This window comes from Pseudomonas sp. FW305-3-2-15-C-LB1, from assembly GCF_058787615.1.
Genome location: NZ_JBYSZX010000004.1, coordinates 80508 through 105791 on the forward strand (window position 1 = coordinate 80508; position 25284 = coordinate 105791).

Annotated in this window: 22 protein-coding genes; 15 read left to right on the top strand and 7 right to left on the bottom strand. The window is 61.7% G+C overall.

Translation table 11 applies throughout. From position 1 onward, the window contains the following. Positions 1-54: 54 nt before the first annotated feature. On the bottom strand, positions 55-1110 hold the full coding sequence (gene bioB, locus AC3WP7_RS09740) for a biotin synthase BioB (protein WP_058426686.1): 1056 nt from the start codon (positions 1108-1110) through the stop codon (positions 55-57). Between the two features lie 92 nt (positions 1111-1202). On the opposite strand from bioB, the gene AC3WP7_RS09745 reads away from it, so the two are divergent. From AC3WP7_RS09745 to rarD, 5 genes are all read left to right on the top strand, one after another. Continuing rightward, positions 1203-1940: a ComFC family protein gene (locus AC3WP7_RS09745; protein WP_093120804.1), complete on the top strand. Its 738-nt coding sequence runs from the start codon at positions 1203-1205 to the stop codon at positions 1938-1940. A gap of 58 nt (positions 1941-1998) precedes the next feature. Continuing rightward, positions 1999-2763: a TOBE domain-containing protein gene (locus AC3WP7_RS09750; RefSeq protein WP_092242237.1), complete on the top strand. Its 765-nt coding sequence runs from the start codon at positions 1999-2001 to the stop codon at positions 2761-2763. A gap of 79 nt (positions 2764-2842) precedes the next feature. Further along, positions 2843-4741 carry a PhoX family protein gene (locus tag AC3WP7_RS09755; RefSeq protein ID WP_102591844.1) on the top strand — a complete coding sequence of 633 codons (1899 nt, stop codon included), beginning with the start codon at positions 2843-2845 and terminating at the stop codon, positions 4739-4741. A gap of 184 nt (positions 4742-4925) precedes the next feature. Then, positions 4926-5900 carry a serine/threonine protein kinase gene (locus AC3WP7_RS09760; protein WP_093514159.1) on the top strand — a complete coding sequence of 325 codons (975 nt, stop codon included), beginning with the start codon at positions 4926-4928 and terminating at the stop codon, positions 5898-5900. A gap of 182 nt (positions 5901-6082) precedes the next feature. Next, complete coding sequence (gene rarD, locus AC3WP7_RS09765) at positions 6083-6967, top strand: EamA family transporter RarD (RefSeq protein WP_092242230.1); 885 nt, start codon at positions 6083-6085, stop codon at positions 6965-6967. A gap of 223 nt (positions 6968-7190) precedes the next feature. Here rarD and AC3WP7_RS09770 read toward each other — a convergent pair whose 3' ends face one another. Beyond that, on the bottom strand, positions 7191-7703 hold the full coding sequence (locus tag AC3WP7_RS09770; protein ID WP_092242227.1) for a glycine cleavage system transcriptional repressor: 513 nt from the start codon (positions 7701-7703) through the stop codon (positions 7191-7193). A gap of 266 nt (positions 7704-7969) precedes the next feature. Between AC3WP7_RS09770 and AC3WP7_RS09775 the strand changes: the two genes are divergently transcribed. Continuing rightward, a complete protein-coding gene (locus tag AC3WP7_RS09775; protein ID WP_093120794.1) occupies positions 7970-10147 on the top strand; it encodes a malate synthase G in 2178 nt (725 codons plus the stop codon). Positions 10148-10296: 149 nt separating this feature from the next. Here AC3WP7_RS09775 and AC3WP7_RS09780 read toward each other — a convergent pair whose 3' ends face one another. Then, on the bottom strand, positions 10297-10743 hold the full coding sequence (locus AC3WP7_RS09780; protein WP_058426679.1) for a response regulator: 447 nt from the start codon (positions 10741-10743) through the stop codon (positions 10297-10299). A gap of 246 nt (positions 10744-10989) precedes the next feature. Here AC3WP7_RS09780 and AC3WP7_RS09785 point away from each other — a divergent pair, with 246 nt between their 5' ends. The 8 genes from AC3WP7_RS09785 to AC3WP7_RS09820 all read left to right on the top strand — a co-directional run bounded on the left by AC3WP7_RS09785 (position 10990) and on the right by AC3WP7_RS09820 (position 19756). Further along, positions 10990-12912 (top strand): putative nucleotidyltransferase substrate binding domain-containing protein, encoded by a 1923-nt coding sequence (locus AC3WP7_RS09785; RefSeq protein ID WP_170856044.1) that lies wholly within the window; start codon positions 10990-10992, stop codon positions 12910-12912. Then, positions 12909-13616 carry a 3'-5' exonuclease gene (locus AC3WP7_RS09790; protein WP_092242222.1) on the top strand — a complete coding sequence of 236 codons (708 nt, stop codon included), beginning with the start codon at positions 12909-12911 and terminating at the stop codon, positions 13614-13616. The genes AC3WP7_RS09785 and AC3WP7_RS09790 overlap by 4 nt, the downstream gene beginning before the upstream one ends. A gap of 133 nt (positions 13617-13749) precedes the next feature. After that, a complete protein-coding gene (locus AC3WP7_RS09795; RefSeq protein WP_102591843.1) occupies positions 13750-14268 on the top strand; it encodes an RNA polymerase sigma factor in 519 nt (172 codons plus the stop codon). Further along, positions 14265-15245, top strand: a complete 981-nt coding sequence (locus AC3WP7_RS09800) for a FecR domain-containing protein (protein ID WP_092242217.1) — start codon at positions 14265-14267, stop codon at positions 15243-15245. Before AC3WP7_RS09795 ends, AC3WP7_RS09800 begins: the two co-directional genes overlap by 4 nt. 86 nt (positions 15246-15331) lie before the next feature. After that, a complete protein-coding gene (locus tag AC3WP7_RS09805) occupies positions 15332-17761 on the top strand; it encodes a TonB-dependent siderophore receptor (RefSeq protein WP_093120786.1) in 2430 nt (809 codons plus the stop codon). A 63-nt stretch (positions 17762-17824) separates the two neighbouring features. Next, entirely contained in the window at positions 17825-18919 is a 1095-nt protein-coding gene (locus tag AC3WP7_RS09810) for a PepSY-associated TM helix domain-containing protein (RefSeq protein WP_102591842.1), read from the top strand. Continuing rightward, positions 18916-19092 carry a hypothetical protein gene (locus AC3WP7_RS09815; RefSeq protein ID WP_092242210.1) on the top strand — a complete coding sequence of 59 codons (177 nt, stop codon included), beginning with the start codon at positions 18916-18918 and terminating at the stop codon, positions 19090-19092. Before AC3WP7_RS09810 ends, AC3WP7_RS09815 begins: the two co-directional genes overlap by 4 nt. Before the next feature lie 34 nt (positions 19093-19126). After that, positions 19127-19756, top strand: coding sequence for a glutathione S-transferase family protein (locus tag AC3WP7_RS09820; RefSeq protein WP_102591841.1), 630 nt, complete (start codon positions 19127-19129; stop codon positions 19754-19756). Between the two features lie 186 nt (positions 19757-19942). Here the strand turns inward: AC3WP7_RS09820 and creD are convergent, their stop codons facing one another. The 4 genes from creD to rloA2 are packed head-to-tail and all read right to left on the bottom strand — an operon-like array spanning position 19943 to position 23986. Further along, positions 19943-21316, bottom strand: a complete 1374-nt coding sequence (gene creD / locus AC3WP7_RS09825) for a cell envelope integrity protein CreD (RefSeq protein WP_093514152.1) — start codon at positions 21314-21316, stop codon at positions 19943-19945. A gap of 52 nt (positions 21317-21368) precedes the next feature. Then, positions 21369-22808, bottom strand: a complete 1440-nt coding sequence (gene creC / locus AC3WP7_RS09830) for a two-component system sensor histidine kinase CreC (RefSeq protein ID WP_092242201.1) — start codon at positions 22806-22808, stop codon at positions 21369-21371. Beyond that, the gene (creB, locus tag AC3WP7_RS09835) at positions 22808-23476 is read right to left on the bottom strand and encodes a two-component system response regulator CreB (RefSeq protein ID WP_102591840.1); all 669 of its coding nucleotides are present in this window, start codon (positions 23474-23476) and stop codon (positions 22808-22810) included. The genes creC and creB overlap by 1 nt, the downstream gene beginning before the upstream one ends. Before the next feature lie 9 nt (positions 23477-23485). Continuing rightward, complete coding sequence (gene rloA2 / locus AC3WP7_RS09840) at positions 23486-23986, bottom strand: retropepsin-like aspartic peptidase RloA2 (protein WP_071494368.1); 501 nt, start codon at positions 23984-23986, stop codon at positions 23486-23488. Between the two features lie 173 nt (positions 23987-24159). On the opposite strand from rloA2, the gene yihG reads away from it, so the two are divergent. Beyond that, positions 24160-25038 carry a 1-acylglycerol-3-phosphate O-acyltransferase, YihG family gene (gene yihG / locus AC3WP7_RS09845; protein ID WP_092242195.1) on the top strand — a complete coding sequence of 293 codons (879 nt, stop codon included), beginning with the start codon at positions 24160-24162 and terminating at the stop codon, positions 25036-25038. Positions 25039-25284: the final 246 nt, after the last annotated feature.

Consider the following 25284-nt stretch of genomic DNA (forward strand, 5'->3'; position numbering starts at 1 on the left):
GGGGGCAAGCCCCCTCCCACACAAGCCGTTTCCCACAGCTGTATGGCGTTTAAATCAAACGACAGCGTTGTAGAACTGCTCGCTGCTCTTCTGCTCCACCAACGCCTGCTCGATTGCCGCCTGATGCACTTCATCGGCATGTTCTTCACGGGCTTCCGGCAGGATGCCCAGGCGCGCGAACAGTTGCATGTCCTTGTCAGCCTGCGGGTTGGCGGTGGTCAGCAACTTGTCGCCGTAGAAGATGGAGTTGGCACCGGCAAAGAACGCCAACGCCTGCATCTGCTCGTTCATCGCCTCACGGCCGGCCGACAGGCGCACGTGGGACTTCGGCATCAGGATGCGCGCCACGGCGAGCATGCGGATGAAGTCGAATGGGTCGATGTCTTCGGCGTTTTCCAGCGGTGTCCCCGCCACCTTCACCAGCATGTTGATCGGCACCGACTCCGGATGCTCCGGCAGGTTGGCCAGCTGGATCAGCAAATTGGCGCGGTCGTCGAGGGACTCGCCCATGCCGAGGATGCCGCCGGAGCAGATCTTCATCCCCGAATCACGCACATAGGCCAGGGTTTGCAGACGCTCGCTGTAGGTGCGGGTGGTGATGATGCTGCCGTAGAACTCCGGCGAGGTGTCGAGGTTGTGGTTGTAGTAGTCCAGGCCGGCCTGGGCCAGGGCTTCGGTCTGGTCCTGGTCAAGGCGGCCGAGGGTCATGCAGGTTTCCAGGCCCATGGCCTTCACGCCTTTGACCATTTGCAACACGTAGGGCATGTCTTTGGCCGACGGGTGTTTCCAGGCGGCGCCCATGCAGAAGCGGGTCGAGCCGATGGCTTTGGCGCGGGCCGCCTCTTCGAGGACCTTCTGCACCTCCATCAGCTTTTCTTTTTCCAGGCCGGTGTTGTAGTGGCCCGACTGCGGACAATATTTGCAATCTTCCGGGCAGGCGCCGGTCTTGATCGAGAGCAGCGTCGACACTTGCACACGGTTGGCGTCGAAATGCGCGCGGTGCACGGTCTGCGCCTGGAACAGCAGGTCATTGAACGGCTGCACGAACAGCGCCTTGACTTCGGCGAGGGACCAATCGTGACGCAAGGTGGCGGTGGTGCTGGCGCTCATGGGCGATTCCTTGATTATGCTTTGGCAAGCGCTGCGGGAAGGGCAATACCCACAGGCACGACACGGATGCTCGGCATATTTAAGGAAGATTCATGCACTGTCAACCAAGATACAAACACCAGGTTTACATCTGGTTAAATAACATACAAACCTGTTTAATCTGTGATGAAGCGACACCTTCCGCCCATTGTGTGTGCAACGTCTGCGAAACCGAGCTGCCCTGGCTCATGGAGCACTGCGATGTGTGTGCCCTGCCCTTGCCGATGGAGGGTTTGATCTGCGGGCAATGCCAAAGAAATCCCCCCGCGTTTAAACAGGTCATCGCCCCCTGGTCCTACCGCTTTCCCATCGACAGCCTGATCAGCCGCTTCAAGCATCAGGCACGCTGGCCCCTCGGGCAGATGCTGGCGTGGCTCCTGGCGCAGCACCTGCAACATCGCTTTGACAATACCGAACTCGTACGCCCCGAGTGCCTGCTACCGGTGCCCATGGCGCGCAAGCGCCTGCGCGAACGCGGCTACAACCAGGCGTTGATGCTGGCGCGCTGGCTCGGCAGCGACTTGAACATCCCCCACGATGAACAGCTGTTGTTACGCCCCCATGAAACCGTGGCCCAACAAGCCCTTGACGCCAAGACCCGTCAACGCAACCTGCTCGGCGCCTTCGCCCTGGCGCCCGACGCCCAGGTGCAGGGCCGGCATTTCGCCCTGGTCGACGACGTGCTGACGACCGGCGCCACGGCCCACAGCCTGGCGCGGTTATTGATGAACGCCGGTGCGAAGCAGGTCGATGTGTATTGCCTGGCCCGCACGCCCAAACCGGGCAGTTGACTTGACTCCGGCGCACCTTGCCCGCAACGTTCGGCTCATCCCAGCCAAGCGTATCCCCATGTCTCTGCCAGCCTCCCTCAGCCAACACATCATTCGCCGCCCCCAGCGCATTGCCTTGCTGGCGCATATCGCCGAGCAGGGTTCCATCACCCGCGCGGCCAAAAGCGCAGGCTTGAGTTACAAGGCGGCGTGGGATGCCATCGACGAGTTGAACAACCTGGCACAAAAGCCGTTGGTAGAACGCAGCGTGGGCGGCAAGGGCGGCGGCGGTGCCAAGCTGACGACCGAAGGTGAGCGCGTGTTGCGTCTGTACCAGCGTCTGCAAGTGCTGCAAGCCGAGGTGCTGGGCTCCGATGAAGCCGCCAGCGACTTCAACCTGCTCGGCCGCTTGATGCTGCGCACCAGCGCGCGCAACCAATTGCATGGCCAGGTCATCGCCATCGAGCAGCAGGGCCGTAACGATCTGATCCGCCTGCAACTGGCCGGCGGCCTGAGCCTGGACGCGCAGATCACCCACGACAGCACGCAGCGCCTGGAGCTGGAAACCGGTGTGGAAGTGGTCGCATTGATCAAGGCCGGATGGCTGGAACTGCTCCCATCCAAGCAATCCGCAACACCTGGACACAATTGCATGAGCGGCACCGTCGACGCCATTCTCGACGCCGACGACGGCCCAGGCGAAGTGCGCATCGCCCTGCCCAATGGCCAGGTTTTATGCGCCCTGGCGCGGCCCGACGCACTCAAGGACGTGGGCGCCGTCGTAGGTAAAACCATCACCGTGCAGTTCGCGCCGAGCAATGTGCTGCTCGGTACGCCGGTGTAGTCGCAGCCCGTCTTCAAACTGCAACCATTTCGTCACGCCCGCTCCTTATGGTGTCTGCAAAAACCGCAGGGAGCCTGAGATGAGCCTATTAGAAGAAAACCAAGCCACCGACCTTGAACAGATGGTCGGCCTCACCCGCCGCCGCTTTATCGGCGCTGGCGCCCTGTGCGGTGCCGCAATGTTCCTCGGTGGCAACCTGCTGAGCCGCAGCGCCCTGGCCGTCAACGCCGCCAGCGCCAGCCCACTGCTGGGCTTTACCAGCATCGCCGCCGCCACCAGTGACACCATCACCTTGCCGCCAGGCTACAGCGCCTCGGTGCTGATCAGTTGGGGCCAACCGCTGAGCAAGAACGCACCCGCCTTCGACCCGTCCGGCAACGGCACGGCCAAGGCCCAGGAGCAGCAGTTCGGGGACAACAACGACGGCATGAGCCTGTTCGCCTTCCCGGGCGACGACAAGCGTGCGCTGATGGCGATCAACAACGAATACACCAATTACCGCTACCTCTTCGCCCACGGCGGCGCGCCGCAATCGGCCGAAGACGTGCGCAAGGCCCAGGCCAGCGAAGGCGTGTCGGTGATCGAAGTGCGGCGCAAGGGCGACACCTGGCAGTTCGTGCAGGACTCGCGCTACAACCGGCGCATCCACGGCAACTCGCCGATCAACCTCAGCGGCCCCGCCGCTGGCCACGCCTGGCTGAAAACCAGCGCCGACAAAACCGGCAAGAAAGCCCTCGGCACCTTCCAGAACTGCGCCAACGGCAAGACGCCGTGGGGTACTTACCTGACGTGCGAAGAGAACTTTACCGACTGCTTTGGCAGCAGCAACCCGCAACAAACCTTCGACGCCGGGCAGAAACGCTACGGCGTGGTGGCCGCCAGCAAAGACATCAACTGGCACCCGCACGACCCGCGCTTCGACATCGCCAAGAACCCCAACGAACTCAACCGCCACGGTTGGGTGGTGGAAATCGACCCGTTCGATCCCAAGTCCACGCCGGTCAAGCGCACGGCCCTGGGCCGCTTCAAGCACGAAAACGCCGCCCTGGCCGAAACCCGTGACGGCCGCGCCGTGGTGTACATGGGCGACGACGAACGCGGCGAGTTCATCTACAAGTTCGTCAGCCGCGACCCGATCAACCACCACAACCCCAAGGCCAACAAAGACCTGCTCGACCACGGCACCTTGTACGTGGCGATCTTCGACGCGGGCGACGGCAACGCCGATCACCCCAAGGGCAAGGGCCAATGGGTCGAACTCACCCACGGCAAGAACGGCATCGACGCCAGCACCGGTTTCGCCAGCCAGGCCGAAGTGCTGATCCACGCGCGCCTGGCCGCCAGCGTGGTGAAGGCCACGCGCATGGACCGCCCGGAATGGATCGTGGTCAGCCCCACCGATGGCCAGGTCTATTGCACCCTCACCAACAACGCCAAGCGCGGTGAAGACGGCCAGCCGGTGGGCGGCCCCAACCCGCGTGAAAAAAACGTCTACGGCCAGATCCTGCGCTGGAAGGCCGACGCGGATAACCACGGTTCCACTGAATTCAGCTGGGACTTGTTTGTGGTGGCCGGCAACCCGGGCGTGCACGCTGGCACGCCAAAGGGTGGCTCGTCGAATATCAACCCGCAGAACATGTTCAACAGCCCGGACGGCCTGGGTTTCGACAAGGCTGGACGCCTGTGGATTCTCACCGATGGCGACTACAGCAACGCGGGTGACTTCGCGGGCATGGGCAATAACCAGATGCTCTGCGCCGACCCCTCCACCGGGGAAATCCGCCGTTTCATGGTCGGACCGGTAGCGTGTGAAGTGACGGGCATCAGCTTCTCGCCGGATCAGAAGACGTTGTTTGTGGGGATTCAGCACCCAGGCGAAACCGGCGGTTCGACCTGGCCGGAGCATCTGCCGAATGGCAAGCCGCGCTCGTCAGTGATGGCAATTCGGCGGGATGACGGCGGTATCGTCGGCGCCTGACAAAGCCTCATCGGGGGCAAGTCCCCTCCCACACTGACTGTGTTCACAAGTCAAAATATGTGAATGCAGTCAATGTGGGAGGGGGCTTGCCCCCGATAGCAATGGCACAGCCACCCCCTATCTCAGCCCCGGTGCGTTACCATACCCGGCCGGACGCGGCGCCCTGCTGCGCGCAGGAGTTCGCATGGCCCACCCGTTTGAAACACTCACCCCCGACCTGGTCCTCGACGCTGTCGAAAGCATCGGTTTCCTCAGCGACGCTCGCGTTCTGGCGCTCAACAGCTACGAAAACCGCGTCTACCAAGTGGGCATCGAAGACTCAGAGCCGCTGATCGCCAAGTTCTATCGCCCGCAGCGCTGGACCAACGCGGCGATCCTCGAAGAACACCGCTTCACCTTCGAACTGGCCGAATGCGAAGTGCCGGTGGTCGCGCCACTGATCCACAACGGCGAGAGCCTGTTCGAACATGCCGGTTTCCGCTTCACCCTGTTCCCGCGCCGTGGCGGCCGTGCGCCAGAGCCAGGCAATCTCGATCAACTCTATCGCCTCGGGCAACTGCTCGGTCGTTTGCATGCGGTGGGCTCGACCCGCCCGTTCGAACACCGTGAAGCCCTGGGCGTGAAGAATTTCGGGCACGACTCCCTCACCACCCTGCTCGAAGGCAATTTCATCCCCAAGAGCCTGTTGCCGGCCTACGAGTCCGTGGCCCGCGACCTGCTCAAGCGTGTGGAAGAGGTGTACAAGGCCACGCCGCACAAGAACATCCGCATGCACGGCGATTGCCACCCCGGTAACATGATGTGCCGCGACGAGATGTTCCACATCGTCGACCTGGATGACTGCCGCATGGGCCCGGCGGTGCAGGACCTGTGGATGATGCTCGCCGGCGATCGCCAGGAATGTCTGGGGCAACTGTCGGAATTGATGGACGGCTATCAGGAGTTCCACGACTTCGACCCGCGTGAACTGGCGCTGATCGAACCCCTGCGCGCCTTGCGCCTGATGCATTACAGCGCCTGGCTGGCACGCCGCTGGGATGATCCGGCGTTCCCCCATAGCTTTCCGTGGTTTGGCAGTGAGCGTTACTGGGGCGATCAGGTGTTGGCCTTGCGCGAGCAATTGGCGGCCCTCAACGAAGAACCCCTGAAACTCTTCTGACCTGTCGAGTTAAATGTGGGAGGGGGCTTGCCCCCGATTGCAGTCTGCCAGTTGATGCATCTGTGACTGACACACAGCAATCGGGGGCAAGCCCCCTCCCACCCAAAGCAAAGCAGATCACATTGCCCGCCAAATGTACTTACAATCACGCCTTTGTTAGCTGCCTAAGCAAGGATTCTGCAATGCAAGCCGCCAACCCCCGCAAGGGGTACATCCTGGGCCTGAGCGCCTATGTCATCTGGGGCCTGTTCCCGCTCTACTTCAAAGCCATCGCCAGCGTGCCCGCCGCAGAGATCATCGTGCACCGCGTGCTGTGGTCGGCGCTGTTCGGCGGTTTGCTGTTGATGGTGTGGAAACATCCCGGCTGGTTCCGCGAACTGCGCGACAACCCCAAGCGCCTGGCGATCCTGGCACTCAGTGGTTCGTTGATCGCGGGTAACTGGCTGACCTACGTGTGGTCGGTCAACACCGGGCGCATGCTGGAGGCGAGCCTGGGTTACTACATCAACCCGTTGGTGAATGTGGTACTGGGCATGTTGATCCTGGGTGAACGCCTGCGCCGTTTGCAGTGGGTCGCCGTTGGGCTGGCTGCGGTGGGTGTGGCGCAGCAGGTGTGGCAAGTGGGCAGCCTGCCGTGGGTATCGCTGGTACTGGCGTTGACCTTTGGTTTCTACGGGCTGATTCGCAAGCAGGCACCGGTGAAAGCCCTGCCGGGGCTGGTGGTGGAAACCTGGATGCTGGTGCCGATTGCGGTTGCATGGCTGCTGTTCAACCCGACCGCCCACAGTGCGCAGATGGAATTCTGGGGCACCTCCGAAGCCTGGTGGCTGGTCGCCGCCGGCCCGGTGACACTGATCCCGCTGGTGTGTTTCAACGCCGCCGCACGGCATTTGCCCTATACCGCCCTGGGCTTTTTGCAGTACGTCGCGCCGACCCTGGTATTGCTGGAAGCCGTGCTGCTGTTCGGCGAGCATCTGGCACCAAGCACTTTGACCGCCTTCGCGTTCATCTGGGCGGGCCTGGTGGTGTACAGCATGGACATCTGGCTCAGCGCACGCAAACGCTGATCAAATAACGTACAAACCTCTGCAAGCCATAATCTACGTGGCTTGCAGACATCCACCCCAAGGTTATCCACAACCTGATCCCCGCCATTTGTGCACAAGCCCTTGAAACTGCTCGTTTTTTGCTCAAGTAGCGAAGAACCCCGCACGGCGTGGCCTGGCGCCGGGTCTCTACAGGTTATCCACAGGCCCATGCAAGATTTCCATGCATAACCCTGTGGGCCGATTATTCCTCGTGATGCAGTTCCACCATCAGATCGTCCGCCAGGGTTTCCAGGGTCAACTGCAAGGCATCTAGGGATAACGCTGCCGGCACCTGCAGCAGCGCTTCAGCAGTAAACAACGGATCACCGCTCATGGGCGCCGGGCGCACGTCCGTGCTCAGGCTCTCCAGGTTCACGCCCTGCTTGCTCAGCAGCGCCGTAATCTCGCGCACAATACCCGCACGGTCATTGCCCACCAGCGTCATCATGATCGACTTGGAGGCCGAGGCCTGCCCGCTGCTGCCTTCGCCCACCAGCACGCGAATGCCATGTGTGGATAAGTCCTCCAGCGCGCCGACCAGCGCCTGACGGTTCTCTGTTGGAACGCTGACCCGCAGGATCCCGGCAAATTGCCCGGCCATGTGCGCCATGCGGCTTTCCAGCCAGTTGCCACCGTGGGTGGCAATATTCTGCGCGATGCGTTCAACCAGGCCGGGTTTGTCGGCGGCGATAATTGTGAGTACAAGATGGTCCATGGCGAAGCCCTCTGAATTCAATCTACAAGGTGGACTCGGAAGCCCTCGAAAACAAATCGTGTACCATTTTTATATTTATCTGGAACAATCCAATAGTTTTTTGAGAACATCCGGTTCTCCGCTGTGACCGTACGACCAAAGTGGGTCGCTAAACGACGTATTTAGTCTAATTTTCACAACCGCAAGTCATCATGTAGTATGCCCAACCGTGCACTACATAATGAAAATCTGAAAAAGCGCATAAGCTCCGCAGAGTGAGGCAAGCAATGACTGAACACGTTCAAGTCGGTGGCCTGCAGGTCGCCAAAGTCCTGTTCGACTTCGTGAACAACGAAGCCATTCCCGGTACCGGCATCACTGCCGACCAGTTCTGGGCCGGTGCCGACAAGGTCATCCACGACCTGGCACCGAAGAACAAAGCCCTACTCGCCAAACGCGACGATTTCCAAGCGCGGATCGATACCTGGCACCAGACTCACGCAGGTAAGGCGCACGACCCGGTGGCTTACAAAGCCTTCCTGCAAGACATTGGATACCTGCTGCCAGAAGCCGCGGATTTCCAGGCCACGACCCAAAACGTCGATGACGAGATCGCCCGCATGGCCGGCCCGCAGCTGGTGGTGCCCGTGATGAACGCGCGCTTTGCCCTCAACGCCTCGAATGCGCGTTGGGGCTCGTTGTATGACGCCCTGTACGGCACCGACGCCATCAGCGAAGCCGACGGCGCCGAGAAGGGCCAGGGCTACAACAAAGTCCGTGGCGACAAAGTGATCGCCTTCGCCCGCGCCTTCCTTGATGAAGCCGCACCGCTCAGCGCCGGCAGCCATGTGGATTCGACCGGCTACAAGATCGTCGATGGCACGCTGATCGTCAGCCTCAAGGGCGGCAGCAACAGCGGCCTGCGCGACGACGCACAACTGATCGGCTTCCAGGGTGACAGCGCCCAGCCGATTGCGATCCTGTTGAAACACAACGGCCTGCACTTCGAAATCCAGATCGACGCCAACACCCCGGTCGGCCAGACCGACGCCGCCGGCGTCAAAGACGTGCTGGTGGAAGCCGCGCTGACCACCATCATGGACTGCGAAGACTCCGTCGCCGCTGTGGATGCCGACGATAAAGTGGTGATCTACCGCAACTGGCTCGGCCTGATGAAGGGCGACCTGGCCGAAGAAGTGTCCAAGGGCGGCAAGACCTTCACCCGGACCATGAACGCCGACCGCGTGTACACCGGCGTAAATGGCCAGGACGTGACGCTGCATGGCCGTTCGCTGCTGTTCGTACGCAACGTGGGTCATCTGATGACCATCGACGCGATCCTCGACAAAGACGGCAACGAAGTGCCGGAAGGCATTCTCGACGGGCTGATCACCAGCCTGGCCGCGATCCACAGCCTCAACGGCAACAGCAGCCGCAAGAACAGCCGCACCGGTTCCGTGTACATCGTGAAACCAAAGATGCACGGCCCGGAAGAAGCCGCGTTCACCAACGAGCTGTTCGGCCGTATCGAAGACGTGCTGAAGCTGCCACGCAATACGCTGAAAGTCGGGATCATGGACGAGGAACGCCGCACCACGGTCAACCTCAAGGCCTGCATCAAGGCCGCCAGCGAGCGCGTGGTGTTTATCAACACCGGCTTCCTCGACCGTACCGGCGACGAGATCCACACCTCCATGGAAGCCGGCGCGATGGTGCGCAAGGCGGCGATGAAGGCGGAAAAATGGATCGGCGCCTACGAAAACTGGAACGTCGATATTGGTTTGAGCACCGGGCTGCAAGGCCGTGCGCAGATCGGTAAAGGCATGTGGGCGATGCCCGACCTGATGGCGGCGATGCTCGAACAGAAAATCGCCCACCCACTGGCCGGCGCCAATACCGCGTGGGTGCCATCGCCTACGGCGGCGGCGCTGCACGTGTTGCACTACCACAAGGTCGACGTGTTCGCCCGCCAGGCCGAGCTGGCCAAGCGCGAGCGCGCGTCGGTGGACGACATCCTGACCATTCCCCTGGCCAGCAACACCGATTGGTCTGACGAAGAGATCCGCAACGAGCTGGACAACAACGCCCAGGGCATCCTGGGTTATGTCGTCCGCTGGATCGACCAGGGCGTCGGCTGCTCGAAAGTGCCGGACATCAACGATGTGGGCCTGATGGAAGACCGCGCCACCCTGCGTATCTCCAGCCAGCACATCGCCAACTGGCTGCGCCACGGCATCGTCGACGAAGCCCAGGTGATGGAAAGCCTCAAGCGCATGGCGCCGGTGGTGGACCGTCAGAATGCCGGGGACAAGTTGTATCGTCCGCTGGCGCCGGATTTCGACAGCAACATCGCGTTCCAGGCAGCGGTGGAGTTGGTGATTGAAGGGACCAAGCAGCCGAACGGGTACACCGAGCCGGTGTTGCACCGTCGGCGTCGGGAGTTCAAGGCTAAAAACGGCCTGTAAATCAAAAAGCCCTGATCGAGAGATCGGGGCTTTTTCTTTAGGGTTGTGGTGGCTGAACTGGCGCTATCGGGGGCAAGCCCCCTCCCACAACTAATAGAACATGTGGGAGGGGGCTTGCCCCCGATGAGGCCGTTATAGACACCGCAGAATCAGGACGCCATCCCCAACTCCCGCTTCACCATCTTTGCCAATTTCACGCTATCAATCGGCTTGAGCAAAAAGTCCACTACGCTCAAGTGCATCGCATCGATCACGTCCGGCGCTTCGGCGTCCCCCGACATGATGATGATCGGCAACGCCGCCCGGGTGGATTCACGCACTTGTCGGATCAGTTCCAGGCCATTGCTGGGCGCCATGCGCAGGTCGGTGATCAACAAACCGATAGAGCTGCTGGACTTCAACAAATCCCACGCCGCCTCACCACTGTCAGCGGTCATGCAGCGAATACCGTCCAGCCCCAGGATTTCCGCCAGCAGTTCACGCGCGTCCTTGTCATCGTCAACAATCAACACGCGTTGTGGCGGTAAATCAGGCTCCAGCATCACGGCGCTCAGCGCCTCACGCTCGGCATCGCTCAAAATATCGTGGTCGGACATACGGTTCTCAGCAATTCTCATCTAGCTCCCAGCACACTCGTCAGACATCTGCGGAAGGGCGATCAATGTGCACTTCGTCGGAAAGTTTGACTAGTGGGTGTTCTACGGGGTTTGGACCATAGTCATGTAAGGTTTTTCCCTAGTTCTATGGTGTTTTCAGCGACCTAGACTTACGTCCAATGGGCACCCGCTGCGCAGGAGTCGACCATGAGGGACGATAACGACAAAAAAACTGCGGTCACTGTTATGAGTAAAGCTGATGCCTACGCCCAGGCGGGGAAAACTGCTGTACTGCAAAATATCCACGGCACCCTGCAATTCCTGCAACGTTTCCCGCCGTTCAACCAGATGGAAAACGCGCACCTGGCGTTTTTGGTGGAACAGTGCCAGTTACGCTTCTACAGCCCCGGCGACAGCATCCTCAAACCGTCGGGCGGCCCGGTAGAGCATTTTTATATCGTCAAGCAGGGTCGCGTCGTGGGCGAGCGGCCGGACAGCGCCGAAACCACTTTTGAAATCACCACGGGCGAATGCTTCCCCCTGGCAGCCCTGCTCGGCGAACGGGCCACCCGCACCGAGCACAAGGCCGCCGAAGACACCTTCTGCCTGCAACTGAACAAACCGGCGTTTATCAAGCTGTTCGCGCTGTCCAGCCCGTTTCGCGACTTTGCCCTGCGCGGCGTCAGCAGCCTGTTGGACCAGGTCAACCAGCAAGTGCAGCAAAAGGCGGTGGAAACCCTCGGCACTCAATACTCCCTGAACACTCGCCTGGGTGAATTGGCCATGCGCCACCCGGTAACGTGCAGCCCCACCACACCGCTGCGCGAGGCCGTTACGCTGATGCATGAGCAGCAGGTGGGCAGTATCGTGATCGTCGATGAACACAAAGCGCCCCTGGGGATTTTCACCCTGCGCGACCTGCGCCAGGTGGTGGCCGATGGCACCAGCGATTTCAGCCGGGCCATTGAAGGCCATATGACCCAAGCACCGTTTTTCCTGACCCCGGACCACAGCGCCTTCGACGCGGCCATCGCCATGACCGAGCGGCATATCGCCCATGTGTGCCTGGTCAAGGAGCAGCGCCTGTGCGGCGTGGTGTCCGAACGCGACCTGTTTTCCCTGCAACGGGTGGACCTGGTGCACCTGGCGCGCACCATCCGCAACGCACCGCGGGTAGACAACCTGGTGGCGATTCGCGGCGAAATCGGCCAATTGGTGGAGCGCATGCTGGCACATGGTGCGTCGTCCACCCAGATCACCCACATCATTACGCTGCTCAACGACCACACCGTGTGCCGGGTGATCGAATTGACCCTGGCCGAGAAAGGCGACCCCGGCGTGCCATTCAGCTGGCTGTGCTTTGGCAGCGAAGGCCGGCGCGAGCAGACGCTGTATACCGACCAGGACAACGGCATCCTGTTCGATGCCAAGGACGCCGCCGAAGCGGCCGAGATGCGTGGCCGGCTGCTGCCGCTGGCGCAGCAGATCAACCAGAGCCTGGCGCTCTGCGGTTTCAGCTTGTGCAAGGGCAATATCATGGCCGGCAACCCGGAGTTGTGCCTGTCGCGGGCTGAGTGGGCGCGCCGTTTCGCAGCGTTTATCCGCGAGGCCACGCCGGAGAATCTGCTGGGTTCCAGTATCTATTTCGATCTGCGGGTGGTGTGGGGCGACGAGCGTGGCTGCGAGCAACTGCGCCAGGGCATTCTGGATCAGGTCGCGGACAACCGGTTGTTCCAACGCATGCTGGCCGAGAACGCGTTGCGCCAGCGCCCACCTGTAGGACGCTTCCGCGAGTTTGTGCTGACCCGTAAAGGGGGGGAGAAAGCCACCCTCGACCTCAAGGTGCAGGGCCTTACGCCATTTGTGGACGGCGCGCGCCTGCTGGCCCTGGCCAATGGCATCCACGCCAACAACACCCTGGAGCGCCTGCGCCAACTGGTGGTCAAGGAAGTGATCGAGCCCCTGGACGGCGCCGCCTACGAAGAGGCCTACCACTTTATCCAGCAAACCCGCATGCAGCAGCACCAGTTGCAGACCCGCGAGAACCAGCCGTATTCCAACCGCGTCGACCCCGACAGCCTCAACCATCTGGACCGGCGCATCCTGCGGGAATCTCTGCGCCAGGCCCAACGCCTGCAAAGCAGCCTGACGTTGCGGTATCAGCTGTGAGCTTGTTCAACTGGCTGCGTACGAAAAAACCGGGGCTCGACAGCACGCAACAACAGCGTCTGGAGCGACTGTGCAAGCCTTCGCCTCTAGGCAACGAACCTTTGCGCAGCCAGCGCTGGGTGGTGGTGGACCTGGAAACCAGTGGCCTGAACCTCAATCGCGACCAGGTGCTGTCCATCGGCGCGGTGGTGATCGAGGACGGAGCGGTGGACTTCTCCCAGATGTTCGAACGCACCCTGCAACGCGCCGAGACCAGACTCAGCCCCAGCGTACTGATCCACGGCCTCGGCCCCAGTGCCATTGCCGCCGGCAGCGACCCGGCCGAGGCACTGCTGGATTTCATGGAGTTCGTCGGCGACAGCCCTTTGCTGGCCTTCCATGCGCCATTCGATCAACACATGCTGTGCCGGGCGCTCAAGGACAGCCTGGGTTACCGCCTGGCCCACCCGTTCCTGGACGTGGCCGACATCGCCCCTTTGCTGTGCCCCGACGCGCATATCCGCGAGGCCGGGCTGGACGACTGGATCAACCATTTCAATCTGCACGTGGGCGAGCGCCATCACGCCAGCGCCGACGCCCTGGCCACGGCGGAGCTGATGCTGATCCTGTTCAGCCGCGCACGGGCGCAGCACATCGACACGCCACAGGCGCTGCTAGAGCGTTTGAGCCAATGGAAACGGCGTAAACACGCGCCCTCTTTCTAAGGCCGCCGATCCTTGTGGTGAGCAGGCTTGCCCCGGTACAAACCGACAGACGCCAATTGCGCCCACCCCACGGCTCTGACACAATCGCGAATAATTCTCGTTAGTTTAAACATCGCGTTTACCAGGTGATGCCTTGTCGTCGATCCAGAACCCACGCAGTGAGCTTGTTGGTGCGTTGTATCGCGACCATCGTGGCTGGCTGCTGGCCTGGCTTCGACGCAACGTCGCCTGCCCGAGCCGTGCCGAGGATTTGAGCCAGGACACCTTCATGCGCCTGCTCGGTCGTGATGAGCTGCGCGAACCCCGCGAGCCACGGGCCTTTCTGGTGGCGATCGCCAAGGGCCTGTTGTTCGACTACTTCCGCCGCGCCGCCCTGGAGCAGGCGTATCTCACCGAACTGATGCTGATCCCGGAAAGCGAACATCCCTCGCCGGAAGAACAGCAACTGATCCTCGAAGACCTCAAGGCCATCGACCGTCTGCTCGGCAAGCTGTCGAGCAAGGCCCGCGCCGCCTTCCTCTATAACCGCCTCGACGGCCTGGGCCACGCGGAAATCGCCCAGCGCCTGGGCGTATCGGTACCCCGGGTGCGCCAGTACCTGGCCCAGGGCATTCGCCAGTGCTACATCGCGCTGTATGGCGAGCCGCTGTGACGGTGATCAGTTCCAAACCCGTGTCGGCCCGCGTGCTGGATGCGGCGATTGCCTGGCAGCTGTCCCTTGATTCAGGCGACGGCAGCGCCATTGAGCGCGAAGAGTTCGATAAATGGCTGGCCAGCGATGAAGAGCACGCCCGCGCCTGGCACCAACTGGGCATGCTCGACCAGCGTTTCAGCATGGCCTCGGGCCCGGCGCGGGTGGCGTTGTTGCAATCGCGCGAAGGCATTCGCCAACGCGTGCGCAAGCTGGGCAGTGGGCTGGCGAGCATTGCACTGGTGATCGGCCTGGCGTTGTTTGCCGGCGAGCGCTATGTGCCGATCCACTATTGGCTGGCCGACCAACGTACCGCCACGGGTGAACAGCGCACGCTGAAGCTGGCGGACGGTACGCTGATCAACCTCAATACCCACAGCGCCATCGACGTGCGTTTTGATGAAAAACGTCGCCTGATCGTATTGCAGGAAGGCGAGATCCTGGTCGAGACCGGCCATAACGATGCCCGCCCGTTCTATGTGCAAACCCGCGACGGCAGCCTGCGGGCGTTGGGCACGCGGTTCATCGTCAAGCGCGAAGACGACGCCACGCGCTTGAGCGTGCTGCAATCGGCGGTGGCCGCCCAGCCCGAGGCGCTGCATCAGGAGCAAATCTTCAAGGCCGGCCAGCAAGTGCTGATGCGCAGCGACGGCCTCGGCCCACTGCTGGCCGTTACCCCCGCCACCGACGCCTGGACCCGCGGCATGCTGGTGGTGGACAACGCCCGCCTGGGCGATGTGATCGAGGAATTGAGCCGCTACCGCACCGGTTACCTGGGTGTGGATAAAAACGTGGCCGACCTGCGCATCACTGGCAGCTTCCCATTGCGCGACACCACGCTGGCGCTTAATGCGCTGCTGCCGACCCTGCCGGTGCAGATCGAGCAGCACACGCCGTGGTGGGTGACGGTGACTGGCAAGGCACCTGCCGCCAAATAAAAAAATATTTCCCCCCGCCCTATCACTTTCTGATTCTCGTTCGGCACATAGGCAATTGCGAATTACTTCCATTCAGGAGCCGCCCTATGTCCCGCACGCTAGACACCTTGTTGCGCCCCAGCCTGTTAGCCGTGGCCATTGCCCTCGGCGCCCCGCTGGCCAGCACGTCGCTGATCGCCGCCGAACAGGCGTCCAGCGTGCGCGCCTACAACCTGCCGGCGGCGCCACTGGCCAGCACCCTGAACCAGATTGCCAGCCAGGGCGGCCTGGCACTGACCCTCAGCCCGGCACTGGCATCAGGCAAGACCTCGGCGCCGGTCCAGGGCCAGTTCGACGCACCCGGCGCGCTGCGTGAGGCGTTGCGAGGGACGGGACTGCAGTTGGAACAAAGCAGTGCGGGAACCTACACCCTGGTGGCAATTCCGGAAGGCGTCGTAGCGTTGCCGACCACCAATATCACCGGCCAGGACAGCTATGAAAGCGCCTGGGGCCCGGTCGACGGCTACCTGGCCAAGCGCACTGCCGCCGGCACCAAGACCGACACCGCGTTGGTCGAGGCGCCGCGTTCGATCTCGGTTGCCACGCGCCAGCAGATGCAGGACCGCAACGTGCAGAACCTGGACGATGCGGTCAAATACATGCCCGGCATCGTGTCCGCCAGCTACGGCAGCGACACCCGCTACGACTGGATGCGCGTGCGCGGCTTCGAACCAACCCAGTTCCTCGACGGCCTGCCGCTGCCACGCGGGGTGTACGCCAACCCGAAAGCCGAAACCTGGAACCTCGACCGCCTCGCCCTGCTGCGCGGCCCGGCCTCGTCGATCTACGGCCAGACCCCGCCGGGCGGTTTGCTGGACATGGTCAGCCGCCGCCCCAGTGCTGAATCGAGCAATGCCGTACAGGTGCAATACGGCAGCGACAACTACCGCCAGATCAACTTCGCCAGCACCGGCAAGATCGATGACGAAGGCCAGTTCCTCTATGGCCTCAGCGGCGTGGTGCGGGATGCCGGCACCCAGGTCGACCACATCGATAACAAGCGCTACAACATTGCGCCCAGCCTGACCTGGAACATCGACCCGGACACCAAGCTGACCTTCCTGTCGCAGTTCACTCGTGACGATACGGGGGCCACCAGTCAGTTCCTGCCTATCGTGGGCACCAAGATCAAATCGCCATTGGGCGATGTGTCCCACCACAAGAACCTGGGCGACCCGGACTACGAGTTTTACGACCGCACCTATTACGCGTTGGGCTATGCGTTCGAGCACCGCTTCAACGACACCTGGCAGTTCAAACAGAACCTGCGCTACACCAAGTCGGAGCTGTCGTTCCAGCAACTGACCGTGGGCGCTTATGCCTATTACCCGGTTGACGCTGCCGGTAACATTGGCCGCACCTCGACCAACGTCGACGAGAACATCGGCCAGTTCGCAGTCGACAACAACTTCCAGGCAGACTTCGCCACCGGCGATGTCACGCATACCCTGCTGCTGGGCCTGGATCACCAGCGTACCGATACGTCATACCTGTCGATCTACGGCGGAGCAGGCACCGTCAACATCTTCAATCCTGTAAACACCACGCCGGTCGTACGTCCTCCACGCTCCGATGCGTATTACGATTACAACCAGAAAACCATCCAGACCGGCCTCTACGTACAAGACCAGATGGCCTTGGACAATTGGCGCCTGACCCTGGGCGGTCGTGAAGACTGGGTCCATCAGGGCACGACCTACTTCAATAAGAACGACGTCACCAACACCGACCGCAGCAAGAACTTCAGTGGCAACGCAGCGTTGAGCTATGTGTTCGACTCGGGCTTTGTGCCGTACTTGTCCTACGCTGAATCTTTCCAGCCAGCGAGCAACGCCAGCGTAGACCCACTCAAATCGTACAAGCCAACCGAAGGCAAGCAGTGGGAACTCGGGATCAAGTACCAGCCACCCGGTTCCAACACCCTGTTGAGTGCGGCGGTGTATGACCTGACCCAGAAAAACGTGCTGGTCACCAGCACAGGTGCAGGCGGCCAGGCGGTCACCGACCAGACCGGCGAAGTGAAAGTCAAAGGCCTGGAGTTGGAAGCCGTGTCTGACGTGACCGAAAACCTCAAGGTGATCGCCGCCTACACACTGGCCAAATCCGAAGTCCAAAAAGGCGACTTCAAAGGTAACCGCCTGCAACTGATGCCAAATCAGCAAGCGTCGCTCTGGACCGACTACACCTGGCACACCGGTGTACTGGACGGCTTCGGTATCGGCTTCGGCGCGCGCTACACCGGCAACACCTACGGCGACCAGGGCAACACCTGGCTCGGCAAAGCCAACGCCTACACCGTTTTCGACGGTGCGGTGCATTACGACTTGGGTCGCCTGGACAACAGCCTCAAAGGCGCCTCGGTCAAACTCAATGCCACTAACCTGTTCAACAAGGACTACATCTCCACCTGTGACGGTTCCTACTGCTACTTCGGCGACCAACGCAGCGTCGTCGCCAGTGCCACCTACCAGTGGTAATCGGCTGAGTTAACCACCGGGCCGCCCCAATGGGCGGCTTTGGTGTGTCTGAAGGTTGAAAACATGAAAAGCAAAACCATCCGCCGCTGGTCCTTCATCCACACCTGGACCAGCCTGATCTGCACGGTATTCCTGCTGCTGCTCGCGTTCACCGGCCTGCCGCTGGTGTTTCACCACGAGATCGACCACCTGCTGGGCAACGAGCCCGAGCTGGCGCAGATGCCCGCCGACACGCCGCAGCTCAACCTGGAGCAACTGGTCAGCGCCGCGCAGGCCCATCGCCCCGGCGACGCCATGCAGTACCTGGCCTGGGACGAAGACGACAAGAACGGCGTGATCGCGATCATGGCCGCCACCGCCGGCACCGAACCCAACTCGTCGCACACCTTCCTGCTCGACGCGCGCACCGGCCAAGCCATGGAAACCCCGGCGGCCAACGGCGGGTTCACGATGTTCCTGCTGCGCTTGCATGTGGATATGTTCGCTGGCCTGCCGGGCAAGTTGCTGCTGGCGTTCATGGGGGTTCTGTTTGTGCTGGCGATCATCTCCGGCACGGTGCTGTACCTGCCGTTCATGCGCCGCCTGAAGTTCGCCACCGTACGCCAGGACAAGTCCACCCGCCTGCGCTGGCTCGACCTGCACAACCTGATCGGCGTGGTCACCCTGACCTGGGCGCTGGTGGTGGGCGTGACCGGCGTGATCAGCGCCTGCGCCGACCTGATCATCGCCGCCTGGCGCCAGGACAGCCTCAGCGCCATGATCGAACCCTACAAAAACGCCCCGCCCCTGACCCAACGCGCACCGGCCACCGAACTGCTGGCGATTGCCGCCAAGGCCGCCCCCGGCATGGAGCCGGACTTCATCGCCTTCCCCGGCACACGCTTTTCCAGCGAACACCATTACGCGGTGTTCATGAAAGGCAGCACCCACCTCACCTCGCATTTGCTCACGCCGGTACTGATCGACGCCAGCACCCTGGCTGTCACCGCCGTCGCCGAACGGCCTTGGTACATGGACGCCATGGGCATGTCCCAGCCGCTGCACTTTGGCGATTACGGCGGCATGCCGATGAAGATCCTGTGGGCGGTGTTGGATGGGCTGACCATCATCGTGCTGGTGAGCGGGATCTACCTGTGGATCGTAAGGCGCCGAACATGAAGCCACGTCAGTCGAGTTTCTGGAAGGTCTTCGGGATCCCTCTGGGGATCGGCCTGCTCAGCGCCGCCGGGTTGTTTGCGGCGCTGCTCGGGGATGGGCTGTGGGATTCGCTCAGTTGGCTCGGGCTGGGCATCCCCGCTGCAATTGGTACTTGGGCCTTGATCAAACGGTGAGATAGATTAGCGCAGCCCATTCAGAGGAATGCCCATGTCCGCTCCCAGCATGACCTTGTTCCACAACCCCGCGTCACCGTTCGTTCGTAAGGTTCGCGTGCTGCTGGCTGAAACCGGCCAGCAGGATCGCGTCGCCCTGTACGGCTGCATGCCGACCCCGGTCAACCCGGATGCGCAGGTGGTAGAAGGCAACCCCGTGGGCAAGATCCCGGCCCTGCGCCTGGCCGACGGTTCAGTACTGCACGACAGCCGGGTGATCCTCGATTACTTCGACCACCAGCACGTCGGCACCCCGCTGATCCCCCGCGACGGCTCGGCCCGCTGGCGCCGCCTGACCCTGGCCTCGATGGCCGATGGCATCATGGATGCCGCCGTGCTGGTGCGCTACGAAACCGCCCTGCGCCCGGCAGAAAAACACTGGGACCAGTGGCTCAACGAACAGCGCAACAAGATCCGTCGCACCCTCGCCGAGCTGGAAGCCGACGCGATTGCCGAGCTGACCAGCCACTTCGATATCGCCGCCATCAGCGTGGCTTGTGCCCTGGGTTACCTCGATTTCCGCCACCCGGACATGCACTGGCGCTCAGATAGCCCCAAGTTGGCCGCCTGGTACGCCGAGGTCAGCCAGCGGCCTTCGATGCTGCAGACCCAGCCGCCGACCTGATATTCACACCGACCCCATGTGGGAGCGGGCTTGCCCGCGATCGCGGTATGTCATTCAGCACAGCTGTTTCTGAACCACCGCTATCGCGGGCAAGCCCACTCCCACATTGAACGGCGGTGGTATTGAGGAATGTAGCGATCCTTGCGGCTAATTGCGCCCCCACTTGCTGATCCTCGCGTAACCCGATCATTGCACCGCCTCCAGGTCAAACATCAACGGCTCGGCCGCCTTGCGCTTGCCCACGCCATACCAGTCCAACTTGCGCGTCAACACCATCACCGTGCCCAGCAGGCCGAACAGCAGCAACGAACCCATCAGCAACGCGTAGTCCTCGGCACTCAATAACCCGTACAGCAAGCCATACAACGCCGCCAACCCCGCCGAGAAGCCCAGCCCGTGCGCCACGCTGCGCAGCACATGGCACACATAGAAGCCGATCAACAGCACACAGGCACTGGCCGAGGTCAGGTAGGCCAGGGCAAAGCCTATGTGCTCGGACAACGACAACAACAGCAGGTAGAAGAACGCCAGCGCAAAGCCCACCAACGCGTACTGCACCGGGTGCACCGCCAGGCTCTTGAGCACTTCGAACAGGAAGAAGCCGGCAAAGGTCAGGGCGATGAACAGCAGCGCATATTTGATCGCACGGTCGCTCTTGAGGTACTGGTCCACCGGATCGATGAAGTTCACGCCGAAGCTGCGGTTGTTGAAGTCATTGCAGCCCTGCCCGTCCAGGCAGGTTTGCAGAGCCTGTTCGAGGTTGGTGGAGAAGAATGAGGTCTGCCAGTTGGCGGTAAACCCCTTATCGGTGACCTCACGTTGCGCCGGCAGGAAGTTGCCGATAAAGCTGGGGTGCGGCCAGTTGGAGGTGAGTGATACCTGGCTGGTCTTGCCCACCGGCACCACTTGCAATTGCTCGGTGCCCTGCAGGCGCAGGTCGAAGGCAAAGTCCATGACACTGGGCTTTTTGCTGTCCTGCTCCGGCAGCGTCACGTGCACGCCTTCACCCAGCCAGTCCACCTGGGAGCCCGGTTCGAACTCCAGCTGCTGGCTGCCCAGCTCCAGCTTCAACGCATTTTCGATGCCGCGAATATCGCTGATGCCCACTGCGAGAAACGCCGGTTCAAAGCGGTAATCGGCGAAGTCTTCGGTGATACCCAACTGCGCGGGCAATTCGAAACGTCCGCTGATACGGTTGTCGGCGTGGAACAGCCGCGCCTGGTAGATGCCCCGTGCGCGCAGTTCGGTCTGCACCTTGCCGTCGAGTTCAAAACGGTCCGGCAGGAAATACAGCCGGCCGCGCTCTTCACGGATGACTTCGTAGCGTTTGTTGAGTTTTTCGTTGAGCTTCCACTCGCGGACGGTCTTGCGATACGGCACCACCATCACCGGGCCGGTGAGGCGCTGGGCGTAGCTGGAGCTGCGGGCGATGTCCATCAGGACGCCATCGCGCAGTTGCTGGCGGTCGCTGATGATGCCGTTGATCATCAGCAACGGAATCAGCAACAGCAGGATCAGCAGCGCAATCGCGCCAAGTTTGAAAAGCAGGCTGCGGTTCATGGGTCTCTCCCTGTTTGGATGGAGGAGAGTCTGGGCAGCCTGTGTGGGAGATTTATGTGGGCAATGTGGAGACTGTGTGGAGATGCAGCACCACTTGCACGCCGCCTTGCACGTTGCCGATCTGCAACGCGCCGCCGTGCAGCTTCATCACTTCCTCGACAAAGTTGAGGCCCAGGCCGGTGCTTTTGCGGCCACTGGCCGGGCGTGGCAGCGAGTAGAACCGTTCGCTCAGGCGCGGCAGGGCGTAGTCGGGAATCGGCGCAGCCTGGTTGAACAGGCTCACCTGTACGTCGTTGTGCCGGGTCTGCGCGCTGAATTTCAAGGTGCCGCCAGGCGGTGTGAAATCCAGGGCGTTATCCAGCAAGTTGCCCAGGGCCTGGCGCAGCAGAAAGGGTTCGCCGTACACCTTCACATCCGCCGCAATCGCCTGATCGACGTGCAACCCGGCGCCTTCGATCCGCGCACATTGCGCCTTGAGCACATCATCGACCATGGCTGCCAGCGGGATGCTCACCTGCTCTTCCAGGCCCTGGCGTTGCTCGACCTGCGCCAGGTTCAGCAGGCGTTCGATCAACTGCTGCAGGCGCGCGCTTTCACTGTCGATATTGCCGACGAAACGCTGCTGTTGCTCACGGGTCATGTCGCCCTGCAACAGCTCTGCCGCGCCGCGTATCGCGGCCAGCGGGCTCTTCAATTCGTGGGTCAGGGTGTGCACGTAGTGTTCGACGTAAGCCTTGCCTTCCAGTTGCGTGCGCATGTGCTCGACAGCGGTGGACAACTGCTTGAGTTCACCGCCACGGTAATGCGGCAGCTCGGCGCGCCGGCCCTCGCTGACCGCCTCGGCGTAGGCCGTCAAACGACGCAGCGCAACGCTCAGCCACCACGACAGCAGCGCGCCGAGCAACAGGCCGAGAATCACCAGGCCCGCGCCGTACCACAGCAGGCGCCGCTCGGTGCGGTCGACGTAGGGCTGCAACGAGCTGTTCGGCTTGGCCACGGTGACCACGCCAATGATCTGCCCGTTGTCACGGATCGGTGCACCCACGTGCATCACCGAGGAAGTGGGGTCATCCAGCTCGCTGCGAGTGGAACGCGCACCGTACTCGCCACGCAGGGTCAGGTACACGTCGTTCCACTTGGAATAGTCCTGCCCCACTGCTTCACCCGTGGAGTCGAGCAGCACGGTGCCCTTGGCGTCGGTCACGTAGATGCGGTGGTTGACCTGGTTCTTCGGCAATCCCCAGATGGTCGCGCCCGGCTGGCGATTGCCGTAGGCCTTGAGCAGTTCGGGCCAGTGGCTTTGGCCGAGGGTGCCGTTCTTCACGTCGTCGCGCAGGATTTCGGCCAGCAGGTTGGCGGTGTCCACCAGGGTTTCTTCGGTGGACTGGCGCACGCCAGGGCGGATTTCCTTCATCACGGTGCTGAGCACGAAGTAGCCGGTCAGGCCGATAAACAGCGCGTATACCAGGAAGATCCGCAGCCCCAGGCGCATCAGCTGTTGCCCGGGCTGTAGCTGTAGCCGAGGCCGCGGTGGGTCTGGATCGGCTCGGCGTCCGCAGCCACGCTGCGTAACTTGCCGCGCAGGCTTTTGATATGGCTGTCGATGTTGCGTTCGTAACCGGCATCCGCCGCCACGCCGACCGCGTCCAACAGCTGCTCGCGGCTGAATACACGTTCAGGCTGTTCCAGCAGGCTTTGCAGCAGGCGGAATTCGTGACGCGTGAGGCTCAATGGCTGGCCGCGATACATGATCTGCATGCGCTCCAGGTCTACCTGGAACACCACCGGCGCAGCTCCTGGGCCAATGCGCTTGAGGATCGCCCTGACCCGCGCCGTCACTTCCCGAGGACTGAAGGGCTTGACCACATAATCGTCGGCGCCGATTTCCAGCCCCACCACCCGATCGATCTCGCCATCCCGCGCGCTGAGGAACATCACCGGCACTTCGCTGAACCGGCGCAGTTGCTTGCAGGTTTCAAACCCGGTGATGTCCGGCAGGCCGATGTCGAGGATGATCAGGTCGGCCGGGGTCTGGCGTTGATGCTCCAACGCCGCCTGGCCAAGTGTCAGCCAGGTGGTGGTGAAGCCCTCGCCTTGCAGGGCGAATATCAGCGTGTCGGCTATCGCCGCTTCGTCTTCGACAATCAGGATGTGGGGCATGGTGGTCGGTCAGCAGTCCGGTTTGTCAGCAGTGTAGCGACGCGCCGGGTTGACCGCAGCGCCGAACTCGCGCAGAGCCTTGGCGCCGATCAGCAGCGGATAGTTGAAGCTGCTGCGGTCGGTGAGGTTGACCTCAACGGTGCGCTTGACGTCGCCCAGGCACATTTCCAGGTCGATCACCGGGCGCTTGGCCACGGTGGCTTCGTCCTTGTCCTCGTCTTCGTCGGCGCGGCTCTTGATCTTGCTGATGCGCGAGACTTTGTGTTCGTAGACCTTATCGGACGCGTCCTTGCCGCCGAGGCGGAAACGCACCCAATCGTCACCGTCACGGGTGAAGGTCTGGATGTCGCGGGCCGACAGCGAGGCGGTCAGCGCGCCAGTGTCCATCTTGGCCTTGAAGGTTTCGCCGATCTCCGGCAACTGGATGTATTCGTAGCGACCGTAGAGGGTCGGCTCGGCGGCCATGACCGGCAGGGCAACCAGGGCGAGGGAGGCAAGAAACAGTTTCACGAAGTGATGTCCTCGGAAAGAAGTAGGCGGATTCTAGACCGCAAAAGCGCCGGTTAGTTAGCTAACTCCACCATACCCGGCACATTGTGAAACATTCGTACGGTGATTTGCGATTTGGCCTCTAGACTCACCTTGCTTATGATGGCCCGCCCACAAGATTCCAAGAGTTACTTATGCGCCGCCTGCTCACCGGCTGTTTCGTCACCCTGCTGCTCTTGCTCAACACCCTCGTGCTGTTCGGCCCGTTGATGGTGTTTGCCCTGCTCAAGCTGGTAGCCCCGGGGCGCTTGCGTGACTACATGTCATGGGCGGTGATGTGGATCGCCGAGACCTGGGCCGAGATCGACAAGCTGATTTTCTCGCTGTGCATCCCGACCCAGTGGGACATTCGCGGCGGCGACGATCTGCGGGGTGACACCAGTTACCTGGTGATCAGCAACCACCAATCCTGGGTTGACATCCCGGCCTTGATCCAGGCCCTCAACCGGCGTACGCCGTTCTTCAAATTCTTCCTGAAAAAAGAGCTGATCTGGGTGCCCTTCCTGGGCCTGGCCTGGTGGGCGCTGGATTACCCGTTCATGAAGCGCTACACCAAGGCATTCCTGGCCAAGCATCCGGAACTGGCGGGGCAGGATCTGAAGATCACCAAAGAGGCCTGTGAGCTGTTCAAGCGCCAGCCGGTGACGGTGGTCAATTATCTGGAAGGTACGCGGTTCAGCGAGGCCAAGCGCAAACAGCAGGGCTCACCTTTCACCCGCTTGCTCAAGCCCAAGGCAGGCGGTGTGGCATTCGTGCTGGCGGCGATGGGTGAACAACTGGATGCTGTGCTCGATGTGACGGTGGTCTACCCGCAAGATAGGATTCCAGGGTTCTGGGATTTGATTTGCGGATCGGTACCGAAGGTGATCATCGATATCCGCACCCGTGAGCTGGACCCGGCGCTGTGGCAAGGAGATTACGAGAATGATCCGGCATTTCGCCAGACCGTCCAGGACTGGGTCAACCAGCTCTGGGGCGAGAAGGATCAGCGCATTCAAAACCTTCTCAAATGAAAGTGTCAAAGACAGTAGGGCTGTTAAACCCTACTGTTTCAAAACTAAAGTTCAAGCCTGCGAGTTTATGCTATTGCAAAAAGTATCTCGTCATTGCTCAGGGCTGTTAGCAAAAAACGAATTGCTAAGAAGAGGCTTCAAACCCGAGCGCAAGTTTTCCGCTGCCTGCGAGATGTCGTCTACAGCAGCCCTAGCTTCCAGCAACGCCTTGTCTGCAGGCCGCTCTTTGGGCGGGGTGATTTCTTT